Origin of the sequence: Citrobacter sp. RHBSTW-00881, from assembly GCF_013728515.1 — a bacterium.
Taxonomy (GTDB): domain Bacteria; phylum Pseudomonadota; class Gammaproteobacteria; order Enterobacterales; family Enterobacteriaceae; genus Citrobacter; species Citrobacter braakii.
The window spans coordinates 1,049,220-1,065,172 of record NZ_CP056269.1; the positions used below are offsets into that span (position 1 = coordinate 1,049,220).

At 47.7% G+C, this 15,953-nt stretch carries 16 protein-coding genes; 2 read left to right on the forward strand and 14 right to left on the reverse strand.

Annotated elements, in window-relative coordinates:
- Positions 1-207: 207 nt before the first annotated feature.
- The 10 genes from HV311_RS05005 to HV311_RS05050 all read right to left on the reverse strand — a co-directional run bounded on the left by HV311_RS05005 (position 208) and on the right by HV311_RS05050 (position 10,244).
- On the reverse strand, positions 208-813 hold the full coding sequence (locus tag HV311_RS05005; protein ID WP_047414282.1) for a hypothetical protein: 606 nt from the start codon (positions 811-813) through the stop codon (positions 208-210).
- Positions 814-949: 136 nt separating this feature from the next.
- The gene (locus tag HV311_RS05010; RefSeq protein WP_191220799.1) at positions 950-1,624 is read right to left on the reverse strand and encodes a Crp/Fnr family transcriptional regulator; all 675 of its coding nucleotides are present in this window, start codon (positions 1,622-1,624) and stop codon (positions 950-952) included.
- Positions 1,625-1,648: 24 nt separating this feature from the next.
- Positions 1,649-2,122, reverse strand: a complete 474-nt coding sequence (locus HV311_RS05015) for a hypothetical protein (RefSeq protein ID WP_047414279.1) — start codon at positions 2,120-2,122, stop codon at positions 1,649-1,651.
- Positions 2,119-2,895, reverse strand: a complete 777-nt coding sequence (locus HV311_RS05020) for a winged helix-turn-helix domain-containing protein (protein WP_191220800.1) — start codon at positions 2,893-2,895, stop codon at positions 2,119-2,121. The genes HV311_RS05015 and HV311_RS05020 overlap by 4 nt, the downstream gene beginning before the upstream one ends.
- 219 nt (positions 2,896-3,114) lie before the next feature.
- Positions 3,115-4,095, reverse strand: coding sequence for an IS5-like element IS5 family transposase (locus tag HV311_RS05025; protein WP_064349473.1), 981 nt, complete (start codon positions 4,093-4,095; stop codon positions 3,115-3,117).
- A gap of 86 nt (positions 4,096-4,181) precedes the next feature.
- Positions 4,182-6,686, reverse strand: coding sequence for a fimbria/pilus outer membrane usher protein (locus HV311_RS05030; RefSeq protein ID WP_153646956.1), 2,505 nt, complete (start codon positions 6,684-6,686; stop codon positions 4,182-4,184).
- 33 nt (positions 6,687-6,719) lie between these two features.
- Positions 6,720-7,385, reverse strand: a complete 666-nt coding sequence (locus tag HV311_RS05035; RefSeq protein ID WP_223952813.1) for a fimbrial biogenesis chaperone — start codon at positions 7,383-7,385, stop codon at positions 6,720-6,722.
- Positions 7,386-7,468: 83 nt separating this feature from the next.
- Positions 7,469-8,029, reverse strand: a complete 561-nt coding sequence (locus tag HV311_RS05040; RefSeq protein WP_047414269.1) for a fimbrial protein — start codon at positions 8,027-8,029, stop codon at positions 7,469-7,471.
- A gap of 917 nt (positions 8,030-8,946) precedes the next feature.
- Complete coding sequence (locus HV311_RS05045) at positions 8,947-9,459, reverse strand: hypothetical protein (RefSeq protein WP_016154204.1); 513 nt, start codon at positions 9,457-9,459, stop codon at positions 8,947-8,949.
- The gene (locus tag HV311_RS05050) at positions 9,459-10,244 is read right to left on the reverse strand and encodes a winged helix-turn-helix domain-containing protein (RefSeq protein WP_137380304.1); all 786 of its coding nucleotides are present in this window, start codon (positions 10,242-10,244) and stop codon (positions 9,459-9,461) included. The genes HV311_RS05045 and HV311_RS05050 overlap by 1 nt, the downstream gene beginning before the upstream one ends.
- A gap of 456 nt (positions 10,245-10,700) precedes the next feature.
- On the opposite strand from HV311_RS05050, the gene HV311_RS05055 reads away from it, so the two are divergent.
- Entirely contained in the window at positions 10,701-11,303 is a 603-nt protein-coding gene (locus HV311_RS05055; protein WP_016154202.1) for a helix-turn-helix domain-containing protein, read from the forward strand.
- 230 nt (positions 11,304-11,533) lie between these two features.
- Positions 11,534-12,331, forward strand: coding sequence for an EAL domain-containing protein (locus HV311_RS05060; RefSeq protein ID WP_016157329.1), 798 nt, complete (start codon positions 11,534-11,536; stop codon positions 12,329-12,331).
- A gap of 108 nt (positions 12,332-12,439) precedes the next feature.
- Here the strand turns inward: HV311_RS05060 and sitD are convergent, their stop codons facing one another.
- Genes sitD through HV311_RS05080 form a run of 4 tightly spaced genes read right to left on the reverse strand, consistent with a single transcriptional unit; the run spans position 12,440 to position 15,877 of the window.
- Positions 12,440-13,291 (reverse strand): iron/manganese ABC transporter permease subunit SitD, encoded by an 852-nt coding sequence (gene sitD, locus HV311_RS05065; protein WP_191220801.1) that lies wholly within the window; start codon positions 13,289-13,291, stop codon positions 12,440-12,442.
- Positions 13,288-14,145 carry an iron/manganese ABC transporter permease subunit SitC gene (gene sitC, locus HV311_RS05070; protein ID WP_016154199.1) on the reverse strand — a complete coding sequence of 286 codons (858 nt, stop codon included), beginning with the start codon at positions 14,143-14,145 and terminating at the stop codon, positions 13,288-13,290. Before sitC ends, sitD begins: the two co-directional genes overlap by 4 nt.
- Positions 14,146-14,147: 2 nt before the next feature.
- A complete protein-coding gene (gene sitB / locus HV311_RS05075) occupies positions 14,148-14,963 on the reverse strand; it encodes an iron/manganese ABC transporter ATP-binding protein SitB (RefSeq protein WP_191220803.1) in 816 nt (271 codons plus the stop codon).
- A complete protein-coding gene (locus HV311_RS05080) occupies positions 14,960-15,877 on the reverse strand; it encodes a metal ABC transporter substrate-binding protein (protein WP_019077550.1) in 918 nt (305 codons plus the stop codon). The genes sitB and HV311_RS05080 overlap by 4 nt, the downstream gene beginning before the upstream one ends.
- Between the last annotated feature and the right edge of the window lie 76 nt (positions 15,878-15,953).

Here is a 15,953-nt window from a genome sequence, read left to right on the forward strand (position 1 = left end):
ATAACGGAGTCTTTATGGCAGGAAAACAAGAGGGAAAGCTACTTTCGTTTAAAGCGGTAGAAATGATGAAGCCTGGCGACAAAGATAAGTCCATAAATGACTCTGAGGTGTCTGTTAAATCCGTAGTGATTCAACCTGTACGACAACCGGGGCGATACCTCAGTCCGGAGGCCATTAGACAGGCCTCGTCGTGAGGATCGAATCTGCTTACAGATGTGGGGTCGATCCATTATTCTGGAATACACCGGTATCAGGACGATGTTTCATGCAATTTATCTGCTGGAGTTCCTCAATGGTATATTCGCGGTACAAGAAATACTGGATTTGGGTACCGTACCTGAGGTTCATTTTCTGAGCCAAGGCTGATACCCGCTGATACACTGCTTTCGTTGAGCAGTGCAGAAGTTGGGATGTGGCAGTAATATTTATTTGTCGGCGTAACGCACAGGCTACGGAAATCTCGGTATGGGTAAGGTTACGTAGCTCCCGCAAAGAATCAATTATGGTGAGTATATGATAGACAGTATATCTTCGGCCTTCATTAATATACCGGATAAACTCCGTTACAGAGGCGGTTCTGGAGATCCCCTCCAGTGATGAAAGCACCTTTGATAACATTCCACGGCCTTTTACAAAAATGATAGAATAGCCGTCGGTCAGTTCATTGCAAACACGATGTTTAATATCATGCAAGCTGAAGAAAGATTCAATATCAATAATACATAAGTTCTCTTCGCGCAGGCTATCTATTGGCATCAGCCCTCCCGCAGACCGGGTAAAAAAAATATCATCAGAGAATACGACAAACGACATTGGGAAAAACCTTAACTCTTTGTTTTTAAGAAAAATGAGTCCGGTGCTTTCCTCAAAGGGATACACTGGACAATAAATGATTTACTGATTTTTTGAGATGAAACTAAGAAATTACAAGAACATCCTCATTCAGACGCTATTTTTTGTCTGACACCATTAGCGTTATCTCTTTTTTATTTAGCATGGAAATAATCCCCTGCTCCTTCAGGCTATCCAGGGCACGCGACAAGGTGGATATCGAAATGCCCAGAACCTGGGCCAGTTCTTTCTTACTGATCGGTAACTCAAGATTGAGATGCTCAAAGCCATACTCTTTATAAGTGCGAGACAACAGTTGCAGGAAATATTGAACCTTCTGCAAGGTATCACTTTTGGTCAATACTGAAATAAATTGCTGTTTTTCCTGCGCCGAACGTGACAGGATCCTGACAATAAAATCTGTAAATCCTGGCATCAGCTGGCTCATTTCGTAGAAATGATCGCTTCTCAGTACGCAAACTTCTATTTCCGTTGCGGCTTGAATATCCTGCTGACTGTACCCGATGTGCAGCTCTTCCACGCCCATCACCTGTCCTGGCAAAACGATCCCCATCAGTTGCCCGCGCGTATCGTAAACCTTAGCGGCCCCGCTACGTAGGGCATATAGCGCGTCTATTTTCTCTCCTCGACGATAAATATATTCACCTCTGGCAATCTTCTTTTTTGTCTCCAGATTGCGGATAAACAATGGATCTTTCTGCCTGAACAGATAGGCGGAGCACAGTTCTGCAAAACCGCACTCTTCACAATTGACACAATTATTTCTTTTCATAGTGAATGTATAACACTATCCCTGTTATTGAATCACACAGTTCATTAAGGGTGATAAGGTATTTGCAATCGTAATATAGTTATTGTCTTTTTTGTCTAAGGAGATAACGTATTCCCCTTCCATCCCAAATATTTTTGTTGTCAGCAGGGTAATGTCTTCCGGCACATTATCGTGAGCCATGATATCTTTTGTCGTCGTATTCATACGATACTGGTTGCCGCTGACGTTATGGTAGGTAAATGTTATATAACGCGACAATCGATATTGACGCCCCTGATAGTCAATGTTGCCGGAAAGATTAAATACACCCGTTTCGTTCTTGTTAAATTCAAACGTGATATTTCCTTTGAATAAGAGAGCGTGATCTGAAGCGTCAACATAGGTGATATTCGCAAAGCAGCGTTTGTCAAAATAAACACCCGATCGCAGGCTTAGTTGCCATGTTAACAGACAAATCAACGCGACCACTGCCAGCACTAAGGTTGTCATCAGCTTCATTTTAATTTCCAGTTAAAAGCATAATAGTTCTCACAATAGACAATTTTTGCTGTTGCCTTATCTGTTGGACAATAAGAGTAGAAAAACCGACCATGACTACCGTAAAGAACACTGGGTTGAAAATAAACCATAATCTGCGCGGGTTTCCGGGCGCACTTTTGCTCAAGTTCAGGCTGTAGCTGACGGATAATATTCATGACCTGAGGGTCAACTTCCTCCGATAAATCTTCATAGGCAGTAAATTTGCAGTTCCCGATTTCACCAATACTGTATTCGGCTGCAAAACGCGGTGAACCCTGTTTCTGGCTGAGTATCCAAAGGTTGGCCAGCAGCAAAAACGCGATAGCCGCGATCAGCCAGAGGTTTTTTTTATCCTTAGTTGCCGCCTTACGCAGGGATACCGGAAGAGGTGTGGTACTCACCATTTCTTCATCATTCTGCAGTTCAACGGCGATTTCCGGTGAGAAGTAAAAGCCCACCTTGGGTACGGCTACAATAATTTCCTCAATGAATATTAAGGATGTTAATGTTTTTCTGAGGATACTAATGTACTGGCTCAGCGATGAACTGGAACCCGGATGGCCCGCTTCCTCCCAGACTTTATCCAGAAGATAATCGCGTTCAAGTACCCGGCCTGGCGACGCAATCAGTAACGAAAGAATACGGTTAGCGGTATTTGTTAGCCTTTTACTTTGCTCGTTTCCGGGTTCCTTGACCACAAGTTCCCCGCTCTCGCTATCGTAAATGACTCTATTGGCTATCAAATATTTCATTCGCGTTTTCTTTCGGTAAATTTATACAATATGCATTCTGCGCGGCTGCGATTTCAGGTTATGCCTGGCTTAGGGAAGGTGCGAATAAGCGGGGAAATTCTTCTCGGCTGACTCAGTCATTTCATTTCTTCATGTTTGAGCCGATTTTTTCTCCCGTAAATGCCTTGAATCAGCCTATTTAGACCGTTTCTTCGCCATTTAAGGCGTTATCCCCAGTTTTTAGTGAGATCTCTCCCACTGACGTATCATTTGGTCCGCCCGAAACAGGTTGGCCAGCGTGAATAACATCGCCAGTTGGTTATCGTTTTTCAGCAACCCCTTGTATCTGGCTTTCACGAAGCCGAACTGTCGCTTGATGATGCGAAATGGGTGCTCCACCCTGGCACGGATGCTGGCTTTCATGTATTCGATGTTGATGGCCGTTTTGTTCTTGCGTGGATGCTGTTTCAAGGTTCTTACCTTGCCGGGGCGCTCGGCGATCAGCCAGTCCACATCCACCTCGGCCAGCTCCTCGCGCTGTGGCGCCCCTTGGTAGCCGGCATCGGCTGAGACAAATTGCTCCTCTCCATGCAGCAGATTACCCAGCTGATTGAGGTCATGCTCGTTGGCCGCGGTGGTGACTAGGCTGTGGGTCAGGCCACTCTTGGCATCGACACCAATGTGGGCCTTCATGCCAAAGTGCCACTGATTGCCTTTCTTGGTCTGATGCATCTCCGGATCGCGTTGCTGCTCTTTGTTCTTGGTCGAGCTGGGTGCCTCAATGATGGTGGCATCGACCAAGGTGCCTTGAGTCATCATGACGCCTGCTTCGGCCAGCCAGCGATTGATGGTCTTGAACAATTGGCGGGCCAGTTGATGCTGCTCCAGCAGGTGGCGGAAATTCATGATGGTGGTGCGGTCAGGCAAGGCGCTATCCAGGGATAACCGGGCAAACCGACGCATGGAGGCGATTTCGTACAGAGCATCTTCCATCGCGCCATCGCTCAGGTTGTACCAATGCTGCATGCAGTGAATGCGTAGCATGGTTTCCAGCGGATAAGGTCGCCGGCCATTACCAGCCTTGGGGTAAAACGGCTCGATGACTTCCACCATGTTTTGCCATGGCAGAATCTGCTCCATACGGGACAAGAAAATCTCTTTTCTGGTCTGACGGCGCTTACTGCTGAATTCACTGTCGGCGAAGGTAAGTTGATGACTCATGATGAACCCTGTTCCATGGCTCCAGATGACAAACATGATCTCATATCAGGGACTTGTTCGCACCTTCCTTAGCTGAGTAAACTGAGTTAGCGACAAATATTTTCAGCATGCTCTGCAGGCTGGGAAATAGTGCAGAATTTTTTAGTCTTACCTTTGCTGATATTCACCTTCAGGCTGGCGGGAAGCGTCTCTGACTTAATAAAAATCTGACTCCCCTGTGCGACATAGCCGACTTCTTCATTCCCGGCACCGCTGACAACCGCGCCAAACGGCAACTGACCCCCTTCAGCGGTTTGCACATCAAAAGTGAAGAGTCTGCGCGTGTCAGTTTTGTACTTCAGCCAGCTGATACTGCCTTCGTACGGCGCCACATTGAGTAAATTACCTTCAAGGTCGACGTCGCTTTTTTGGGTTCCATCCTGCTCCAGATGGAAATTATTCTGTCGGTACGGTGTCGCGCTAGTGATGAGGGCGATACCTTTGCTGTTGGTGTGTGCGGAGGTATCGCCGTTAACGACCGCGTTCACCACTCCTGGCGCTTCAATAATGACAAAATTACGTCCGTTATGAGGAGACGCCAGCAGCCCACCCTTCCATGCCAGCAGATTGCCGCTGGCACCCAGGCTTAGCTGGCGATATTCACGGGCCAGGGTCGCGCCGCTGTTCATGCTGGTATAGTCATTTTTCCAGCTGGTGTAGAGATCGGCTGCCCGCGAATCGTTGTCACTGTCGTGGCTCAGCATCAGGCTGTAGTCAACATCATGCATATTCCCGCTCATGCTGACGTCAGAAGAGGAATATTTGCCGTTCTGCACGCTGGCATGAGAAGACAGGCTGCCGCCGCTGCCGAATATCGACATCGGTATCGTGACAGAAAAATAGAGGTTGTTTTCCGTCTTACCGCGTGAACGCAACGCGCTCACCAGGTCGCCTTCATAATTGGTTTCATAGTCGTAATAGGACTGCGTAACCTCCGAGCGGCGCAGCGAAACCGAGTAGTTGATGCCGTGACTGGCATTGCTCCAGGTCAGGTTGTACTGACGGCTACTTTTCTGACCGCGCCAGTAATCGCGCCAGTAGGCTGAAAGTGACAGTCTTCCAAATTGTTCCCCCAGCGGCTGATTAATATTGGCGCTAAAGGCTTGTTTGCTGTTGATCGTTGAGGTGCCCGTTCCGCCATAATCCTTAATATTGGATTTGGTCAGGATATAATCGCTAAAAGAAGCGTAATCCTGAGTACGGTAATAATACGAAGCCAGCGAAATATTGGTGCGGGTCGGGAAGTATTTACTCCAGGACAGCGCGTATTTTTCTCCGTGGCGACGGCTCTCGCCAGGCAGACGATACTGCGACTCCTCCACGGAAGCCGAGAGTGACCCAGCGTAGGGGACGGAAACCGCTCCTCCCAGAAGCAGAGACTGATAATCCTGGCTCCAGATCCCGCCCGCTGACGCGGTGAGGTAGTTATTCACCCCACGTGAATAGCTCACCTGGGTAAAATGGCTGCTATCGTCGACGTTGCGCATGTCCACAGCCCCGACGTTAATCTGATAGTCGCTGCTGCCGGGGCGCTGCATATCCGGGATCGAGGAGAATGGCACAATGAAGTGCTCAATGTTGCCGCCGGTGTTTTTTACCTCGACGGATAAATCGCTGCGTGAGCCGGTAGGCATCAGATCGCGGATGGCAAAGGGACCAGGCGGGACATTGATCTGGTGGATGATATGACCATCCTGGGAGATACTGACCACCGCAGAACTGGTTGCAACACCTTCGATCACCGGCATATAAACGTTTTCGCTGTCCGGTAACATCTGACGACTTTTATTCAGTGTCACCCCACGAAAACGGACCGTGTCAAAATAATCAGACGTCGTATAGCTTCGACCAATGCGCAGTACCGAATCGATTGCCGCAATTGGTTTTTCAACAAAACGCGTGGTATTTATCCAGCTACCTTTGTTCATTGCGCTGTAGCGCATCCACGATGAGCTATCGAGAAAATGCCAGCCATACATGTTTAGTCCGCTGTTCAGCGATAAATACAGATTATCGCTGTCACTATAGCCATTCTGCAGGCCGTGAAAATTGTAATAGTTGAAATTGTAATTGGTATACAGGCCATTAATTCCCTGATCCCATTTTTGCGGTGACACCCAGTTACGGCTATATTCTTTTACGAAAGCCTGAGGTACTTCTAAATCCAAACGCAGTGTGCCGGGTATCAGGGCGCTTTTCCCTCCGTGTAGCAGGGTATTAACGTCGAGCTTTTCAGCGGTGCTTTTATTTACAATATCATCCAGCCCCTGAATATCCAGTAGAGATGCGTCGTCTTTATTAATAAGCAGAGTACCTTTATCGTCATTAGCGACGGAAATATTAAATTTCCCGCGCCAGACGTTATTCACATAAACATCCAAATCATAAGCCCCCGGCGTCATAACCAGCCGAGAATTACTCCAGTCCATATCTGCTGAATTACCTACCAGCAGGCTGCTATTAAAATCCTCCGCCAACGCGCCGTATGAAAATATCGCGAGGCTGACAGAGTGAACTAGCAAACTTATACGAAACAGAGAACTGTTTTTCATCAGAATTGAACCTGGAGTCATTTATCTGGGATATCAGTGGATAGTGCTGAATCTCTTTGCGCCATAATCATCAAGCCAGGTAAGGCGATATTGCCCACCGGACTGAATTTTGCTGGATACCAGCGCGCAGCCAAACGGCGGTATAAACGCAGTCTCAGCCAGTAAATTATCTTTTCGGCTTTGCTTTAGCTCGCCCCCCTGCCAGGTCACGACCTGAGGGATGGTCATGTAATATGGCGAATTATTCTTCAGGCAGGTGTGACCGCCAGAAGTCGAAACGGTAATTTTCTCCGCCACGCTGCTGTCGAGATCGCTCAGTTGATCCGGACGATAGAACAGTTTTATACGATTGCGAATGGCCACTTGTAGGTAGCTATCGCCACTCCCTTCAGGGACGGGAGGGACATCCAGAACGTTAAGCCAGAACACACTTTCGCGGTCTTTTGGCAGCGAATGGGTGTTCATCGCCGAGATTTTCAGAGCCTGTCCGGCGTGTCCGCTCATTTTTACGACCGGAGGCAGCAGAGAAAACGGCACTTTGACTTTCTCCGGCGCGGCGGAAGCATCGCCCTCGTCAATCCAGGACTGCACCAGATGGGTTTGTTCGCTGTCGTTTACCAGTTGCACCGACACAAATTTGGCGCTGGCCGGATAAATAACACGCGTTTCGTTGATCACAACGCTTGCGCTGGCATTCATGGAAATGAACGTAGCCGCAAGAAAAAATATCAGAGTTTTCATAATGTCGTAGAGGAGAGCCGGGGAGACCCCGGCTGAATGAGTTAGTCGTAGCTGAAGGAATAAGTTGCGTCAGTAACTACTTTACCGGTTGTTACGGCCGCGCCACCGTAGTTGTAGTAGTTGGCATACATGGTCAGTGTGACGCCATCTTCGGTGGCAGCGTCAGCGGAACTCAGACCAGTATCGAAAGCGGTATCAAACGGTACGGCAGTGTTACCGTCTTTGGTTAGCGCAATACCCACACCCTCGGCGCCATTGTCGCTGTAGTTTTTCAGGTATTTAGCGTCATCCGACAGATTGCTGCTGCTGAAAGTGATTTTAAGCGTTTTAGCTTCGTCCGATGCCGCAGAGCAGTTTTTCAGATTCATGGTGAAGTCTTTGGCGTTGGTTTTAACAACACCGGCGGTGGTGCCCATATCACCCACAGCAATAGGGGAAAGGTTTACCGTGAAGTCTGAACCGTTATTGGTCACCACGTTACAGGTGGTATCGGACACTGAACCGTTAAAGGTAATAGTGCCACCCGCTACGCCGGTTGATTCAGCTGCAAATGCAGAGCCGGAAACCATCAATGCCGCTACGATGAATGTTTTGTTAAACATTTGTGTATATCCCATTTTCATAATCAAATTTACTTTTGTCAGTAGCGTGAAACTTTTTCCCTGCTCCCTGGTTCGCGCTACATCATCCCTGGCATCTGAACAGATGTTGATGATTCATTTCACCTTCTCTGGAGTGGCGCATTCGGTTGCAGAACAACATTTCGCGTCACGCTGTAAGGTTGGAATATAAGACCATTGTTTGAATATTTGGTAAATGTAAATATCGATTAAATTATATTTTTAAGATTAAAACGCTATTTTTAATGTTTTTTATAAATTTATATCATGAGCGAGGGGATGAAGAGGCTAGCGTTAAGAAAGTAATTACTGGTTAGATGATGGACAAAAGCTGCAAATGACGTTTTTGCAGAACAGAGGAATAGGCGAATGAATAAATTAATTAACCAATTGTTATCAAAAACTTAATAAAATAAACGTGTTAGATACAATTACTGTGTCGGCCCTGGGCTAAAGTGGACTCCCGGGCAGGGCAATCAATCGGATTATGAACATGATCAATACCTGTCTGACCGGATGATTGTGCCGAATTGCAGAATATCAGCTTGGCACACCGTCAAATTTCACCGCTAACTCTGCGCCTGAAAAGTCGCCCGAGCTATAAAATCATCGTTGCATCAATATACAACTGTCGGTGACATTTATTACCGGCGGTCAGAGAGGGAAGAGATTATTGGAAAACCAGAAAGTTATAACGCTGGACGAGCAGGGTAACAATGTTCGCATAATCAGTGAGTTATGGTAGTGTAGATTAGAATGGGTTTTTTATATTATGAGAGAAAATAATCTTTATTAATCAGCATTAACACACCAAGGCATCATTGGCGTGTGGTTCGTGAAGTCCGTATCAAGTGACTCTTTCAAATCGTTTTTGCTCTTTTTTAATCTTCGCTTATTGATTATTCATTTTCCGGCAACGCATAATTCTGGCAGTACAGATAGGGGATCCCCTCTTTGGTAATCAAATACGTCTCTCTATTCAGCGCAAAAAAATCGACGTTGGATACGCTGGTGTTGGTCAGGAAGAAGTCGGGGAGGAGTTCCTGAATGAGACTGGCGGGTGCTGTTTCGCGATTGGAGATTTGGATTTTCTGCGAAATCCAAACCGGGCTTGAGCCGTAGCTGGATTGTGTAAAAAGTACCATGCGTTGCACGGTCTGCTCATTATTTTCGGCATCTTTGATAATGCCATCAATATTCACAATACCTTTGCTGCCGCCGGTTTTGATATCAATGATCCCTCGGAATGAGCTTGTATTGCGTACAATCTCGATGGCAGACCGACAGGTCAGATTATGTAACTGACCATTGTTTTTACTGTACCGGTAGACGGCGGTAACAATTAGCGCAGCAAAACAAAGCAACAGGATAATACCTGTCTGGATGCGGGGCGTTCGGGAATAAAAATTCATTAGCTATCATACCGTGGGTAATAAACCGACTGACAGGCGTTTTCCTGCCTGTTTTTCATCGGTGAGCGACATACAAGCACGGATAATTTCTTGGATTCAGGGTAGGTGGTGATATAGATAAATTTATGGCTCTGACACAGCCCAGGATTTTTGTTGATAAATGCCGTATGTCGGGAGAAATTACTGGCATCATTATTAAAATAATACTGACAGTCAGTGGGGGCTTTGTCTGCGGTGATATAGCCGGAGAAATAGTTATCACTGGTTTGCCACGGATACATTATAAGCACACAAATTATCAGGGTAATAGCAAGTATTACCATTTCAGCAGTGGTGATCAAAGGTTGGCGCGCTGTGTCATCTGACCGTTCTTCTATGGCGACATCCGGCACTAAGGGTTCTGCTGTAAAAGATACGCTCTCCTCCGGAGTTTCAATCACCTGAATATTGAACTCTTCCTGGATGATCAGCCCTTTGCGGGGGATTGTGGTGATAAGCGGTTGCTCCAGTTCCAGCTGCAGCAAACTTTTGCGCAAAGAGAGAATGCTTTGATAAAAGGCGTTGAAGCTCACCTGGCGGTGATTTTTACCCCAGCCGAATTCCAGTAGTTCGTTTTGGGAAACCACTTGCCCACGATGTTGAATAAGTAATAAAAGACATAATGACGCCGAGTGTTTGAGTTTTATCCGCTGATTGGGTTGATCTATCCGCGCCAGCGATTGTGTAGCTGGCGTAAATATTATTATTTTTTCAATCAGATAACTGACATTGCCAGTCTCAGACATGATGTTTCTACTCTTGCTGGTGCGCCAGGCGGTTGGCGAGTCATGATACCACTTAGCCCATAAAGACCACCAGTATGGACCCGACCCTGCAGCGAGAACCGCGAAGTGTTTCAATTTCGTATCATAATATAACAACAATGATAACTTTTTAATGAAAATAAACTATATATAAATCAATGTATTGTATCTTTTTGGCTACGTTGCAAAGAACAGAAAGATGAAATAACAACGACAAAGATGATTGCCATTAATTCTTTATGGACAGCGTCATATACTGCCTGGCGCCACCACGCGAAAACAGCATGAGTCTGAACGCGTCAACGGCACCAGGGAATGCCGGTGGTAGATGTAGATGGGAATAAATGTCAGCTTGTTGGTGAGCTGACATTTATTTTTCGTGTTGAGTAAAATTCCACCCTCGTTTTGACAAAGCCATAATTTGCGGTAGAGAGTCCCATGTTCCAGAAAGATATTGAAAATGCTGTAGTGCTTGTTGGTGATGAAATGAAAAAGTCAGATAATGCCTGGCTGTCCTTACGCAAAAAACGCCAGCGTATTGATCTGAAGAGTGATGGAAATATCTTGTTTCTGGAGAAAGGGGCCGTCTCTGTTCATCGTGTGGAAAATGATTTGGTGATGGTAAGTATATCTGCACCGGCCATCCTCGGCTTGCCACAAATGCGTACGGAAGTTGCCGGACACTATTTACGTTGTGATACCGATTGTGAAATGTGGGCGATGAGTGCACCCAATGCCGAACTTTTGTTCACTGCAAAGAATCTTTGGAAACATGCATTTGATATTTTAACGCTACATCTGCAACGCTATTTTCAGCGAGAAAAATTGCAATCGCATCGCACTATCCGTGAATTGATTATTGAGCACCTGAAATATATTTGGTCGATGGAGCCAGAGATGCGTGAAAACACATCTGTGTATACATTCATTCTCGCTCGAAATCATATCTCACGCAGTGCTATCCACAAAGTATTGCAGGAGTTAGTGAGTGACGGAAAAATAATTATGAAGCGAGGGAAACTCTCTTTTTTTGTATGTTAAAGTTAACATTAAAAGCATCTGACGTGTTTTTTTTTGCACTCAGCTGGAATGATAATGAAAAAACTGGGTTTGTGATTTTTGTTGATTATCAGTATGTTGGTTTTTGTCTTTTTCTTCACCGCTGATGCCAGCTACGCGGAATGTCCATTTTTATCTATAAATTAGTATTTATTTATTAATTTGATATGAATATGATGTTCCCTCCAATAATAACAAAAGTCATATCGCCAATGACCAACGGCAGGCCGGAAAACCTTGAGGCACAGCATAGCCGACTGTTTGGCAACCCTACTACCGATACAACGGATGTTCGCGCTGCACTGCAAAACGCGTTGGATCACAATACCTTTGTCCTGCTGGCCCAGCCTATCGTCAGTACTCGTGGTGATGAATCCTATCATGAGATACTGATCCGCATGCTCAATGAGCACGGGGAATTTCTTTCCCCTGACCATTTTCTGTCGGTTGCACGCGACACAGGGTTAGCACCCGATATCGATCTTTGGGTTATTGAGAACACCCTGAAGTACATGCGCTACCATCCGCTGAGTTGTTTTTCCATTAACCTGGCGCCAGTGACGCTATGTCGTTCAGGTATCGTTGCAAAGATAACTGCGTTGTTGCAGGAATATGTGGTGATACCGCAACGGATTATTTTTGAGATAACCGAGGCTGATACCCTGTCAGATAAAGAACACACGGCAGATACACTACGCTTACTACGTCAATTGGGATGTCGGATCGCGATTGATGACTTCGGTGCCGGGTTTGCAAGCTATGAACGCCTGATGAACATTGAAGCAGATATTTTGAAGATTGATGGGTCTTTCGTTCGTGGGATTATAAAATGTGAGGTTAGTCGCTATATCATCGAATCTTTCTGCCGGGTTGCGGCAATGAAAGGTATGCAGGTTGTCGCCGAGTTTGTTGAAAGTGCCGAAATCCAGATGCACCTGGAACACATGAATGTCGGGTGGTTACAGGGATACCACATTGGCAAGCCAAAACCGTTGTTCACGTTAGAGTAATCTATAATCCGTTTATTTAAACGTATCATCATGATGCTGTAATCTGCCGATAATATAACCCCCTGGCGGAGGCTATATTAATATCAAGAACATTAGCTGACCCATAATTTACGGATCCTGCAGCTGAAGCTGATTCTCTAAACGCCGATCGCGCAGGGTTGCATAAATAAAGGTAATCACAAACAGCAGAGAAAATAGTACGACTATGGTGGGAGCCGGTGCGCTGTCGATGAAAAATGACAGGAACACGCCCATAAATGAGGTAATGACCGACATCGCCACCGCCAGCCATAAGGCGTGGGAAAATTTCCTCGTCATTAAAATCGCGATGGCGCCAGGTGCAATCAGTAATGAAATTGACAAAATAATCCCTACCGATTTTAGCGTGGCGACAATCGTCAGGGCGATCATGCACAACAGGCCGTAATGCAGCAGTGCGGTGTTAAGCCCACTGGCCTTTGCCTGATGTGGGTCGAACGCATGCAGTAGCAAATCTTTCCATTTAAGTCCGATGATAAGCGCGATCCCCAGAGTAATAACCGCGGTTTGCATGATATCGCTTAACGAGACGCCCAGCATGTCGCCGAACAGAATATGATCGAGATGGACTTCTGACTGGATAGAGACGTACAGCACCAGACCCGCACCAAACATCCCGGAGAAAACAATACCCATGATGGTGTCGCGTTTGATGCGGCTGTTATCGTCGAGGTATCCGGTCGCCACCGCGCAAAACAGACCGGCGATAAACGCGCCAATTGCCAGCGGGATGCCCGCAATCCACGCCAGTACAATCCCTGGGAAAACCGCATGACTCATGGCATCGCCCATCAGCGCCCAGCCTTTGAGTACTAAAAATACCGACAGCAGCGCGCAGGGCACAGCGACGATGGTAGAGATGACCAGCGCATTAACCATAAAGCTAAACTGAAAAGGTTCCAGCAGCGTTGTTAAGATCATACTTGCTCCTTGTTCACCAGACGGGCGCGGCGGCGATTCGCCAGCAGACCGTGTTTTGGTGCGAAGACAAATGCCAGCAGGAACAGCAGCGTTTGCAGAACGACGATAATTCCGCCGGTTGCACCGTCCAGCCAGTAGCTTAGCCAGGCGCCGAAAAAGCTGGTCAGGCTGCCGAGCGCCACGGCGATGGTGAGCAGGCGAGGAAAACGATCGGTCAGCAGCCAGGCCGTCGCACCGGGCGTAACCACCAGGCAAATCACCAGAAAGGCACCGACGGTTTGCAGTGCGGCGATCGTGGAAACGGAGAGCAGCGTAAAAAACAACAGCTTCAGCCGACCCGGATTCAGACCGATAGACCGCGCGTGGTTTTCATCAAAAAAGACCACCATCAGATCTTTCCACTTCAAAAACAGAATGGTCAGGGAAACCACGCCGATGATCGCCAGTTGCAGAATATCTTCCGGCGCAATCGCTAGGATGTTACCCAGAATAATGGTCTGGATGTTCACCGACATCGGATTAAGCGACACCATAAATAGCCCGATACCGAAAAAGGACGAAAAAATCAGCCCGATAATGGCATCTTCCTTCAGGCGTGAACGCTGATTGAGAAACAGCATGCTGCCCGCCGCCAGTCCACCGGAAAGAAATGCGCCCAGCGCGAAGGGAAGCCCTAACATATAGGCTCCGGCTACGCCTGGAACGATCGAGTGTGACAGCGCATCGCCAATCAGCGACCAGCCTTTGAGCATCAGATAGCAGGAGAGAAATGCGCACAGGCCGCCGACCATCGCCGAAACCCACATGGCGTTGAGCATGTACTGGTAGCCAAACGGCTCCGTCAGCCAGTTCATGATTACTCCCCCTCGCTTGCCGCGCGTCGCGAAATAAACGGACGTTCATCATCGGTAATCACGTGTTGTTCACCGCCGCTCAGCGCGACGTGACGCAGAACGCCGCTGAATGCCAGCTCGAGATTCTCGTGGGTAAAGGTGGTTTCGGTTGGCCCACTTGCCAGCACCGTGCCCTTAATCATCACCGTGTAATCGCAAAATTCGGTGACGGATCCCAGATTATGGGTAGAGACCAGCATGGTCCGGCCTTCATCACGCAGTTCACGCAGCAGATCGATGATCCGGGCCTCGGTTTTCACATCCACGCCGGTGAAGGGTTCATCCAGTAAAATAACCTGCCCGTCCTGTGCGATGGCTCTTGCCAGAAAAACGCGTTTTTTCTGCCCGCCGGACAGTTCACCTATCTGGCGATGGCGATAGTCCAGCATATCTACCCGCGCCAGCGCCGCATCCACGCAGTCGTGGTCGATCTGTTTTGGTCGACGCAGCCACCCCATATGGCCAAAGCGGCCCATCATCACTACATCTTCCACCAGTACCGGAAACGACCAGTCCACCTCTTCTGACTGGGGGACATAGGCGATAAGATTCTGTTTGAGCGCCTTATTAACCGGTAGTTGCAGAATAGATATTTCCCCTTTCGCCAACCGGACAAAACCCATCAGCGCTTTAAAAAGCGTTGATTTTCCCGAACCGTTTACGCCGACCAGAGCGGCAATTGAGCCGCCCGGAACCTGAAAAGTGGCATCCCGCAGCGCGGTGTGGCCGTTGCGATACGTCACCGTAACCTGATTCACGGTAATCGCAGATTGACTCATTTTTGGCTCCTTAACCCGTCGTTGATGCCGCTGACGATGGTTTCTGTCGTCACGCGCAGTAAATCCAGATAGGTCGGTACCGGACCATCGGCAGCGCTGAGCGAATCGACATACAGCACGCCGCCGTAATACGCGCCAGACTCGCGGGCGACCTGACGCGCAGGTTTGTCGGACACGGTGCTTTCGCTAAATACGGTAGGGATTTGATGTTTTCTGATCGCATCGATCACTTTGCGTACCTGCTTGGGCGTGCCTTGCTGATCGGCATTGATCGGCCACAGATACAGCTCTTTCAGGCCGTTATCACGCGCGAGGTAAGAGAATGCGCCTTCGCTGGTGACCAGCCAGCGTTTATCTGCAGGGAGCTTCGCCAGTTCTGCATGCAGTGGCGCCAGAGTTTGCTGGATTTTCGCTTTATAATTCTCCGCATTTTTCTGGTAGGTTGCGGCATGGTCGGGATCGTATTTCATCAGCGCATCGCGAATGTTGTCCACGTAGATAAGCGCGTTCTCCGCTGACATCCAGGCATGCGGATTCGGTTTGCCGTTGTATGGCCCTTCGCTGATACCCATTGGCTGCACGCCATTTGAGACCATGACCTCCGGTACGCCGGACAAATTTTGGTAGAAGCGGGCAAACCATAGTTCGAGATTAAGGCCGTTGGAGAGAATAAGCTGTGCGCCTTGCGCCCGTTTAATATCCCCCGGTGTGGGTTGATATTCGTGAATTTCTGCCCCGGGTTTGGTGATGGAACTGACGTCCGCCGCGTCACCTGCCACGTTGCTTGCCATATCGGCAATCACCGTAAAGGTGGTTATCACTTTGAACTTTTCTTTCGCCCAGGCAGGTGACAGCGTAAGCGCCGTTAACACGCTGGCAAGGAGAAATGACTTCAGATGGGGCAGATGCGGCATAGTATCCCTCACAACAAAGTGGTTAATTTATCATCGAATATAGCCTTTGCTATGTTATATAGCACATGGCATAAAC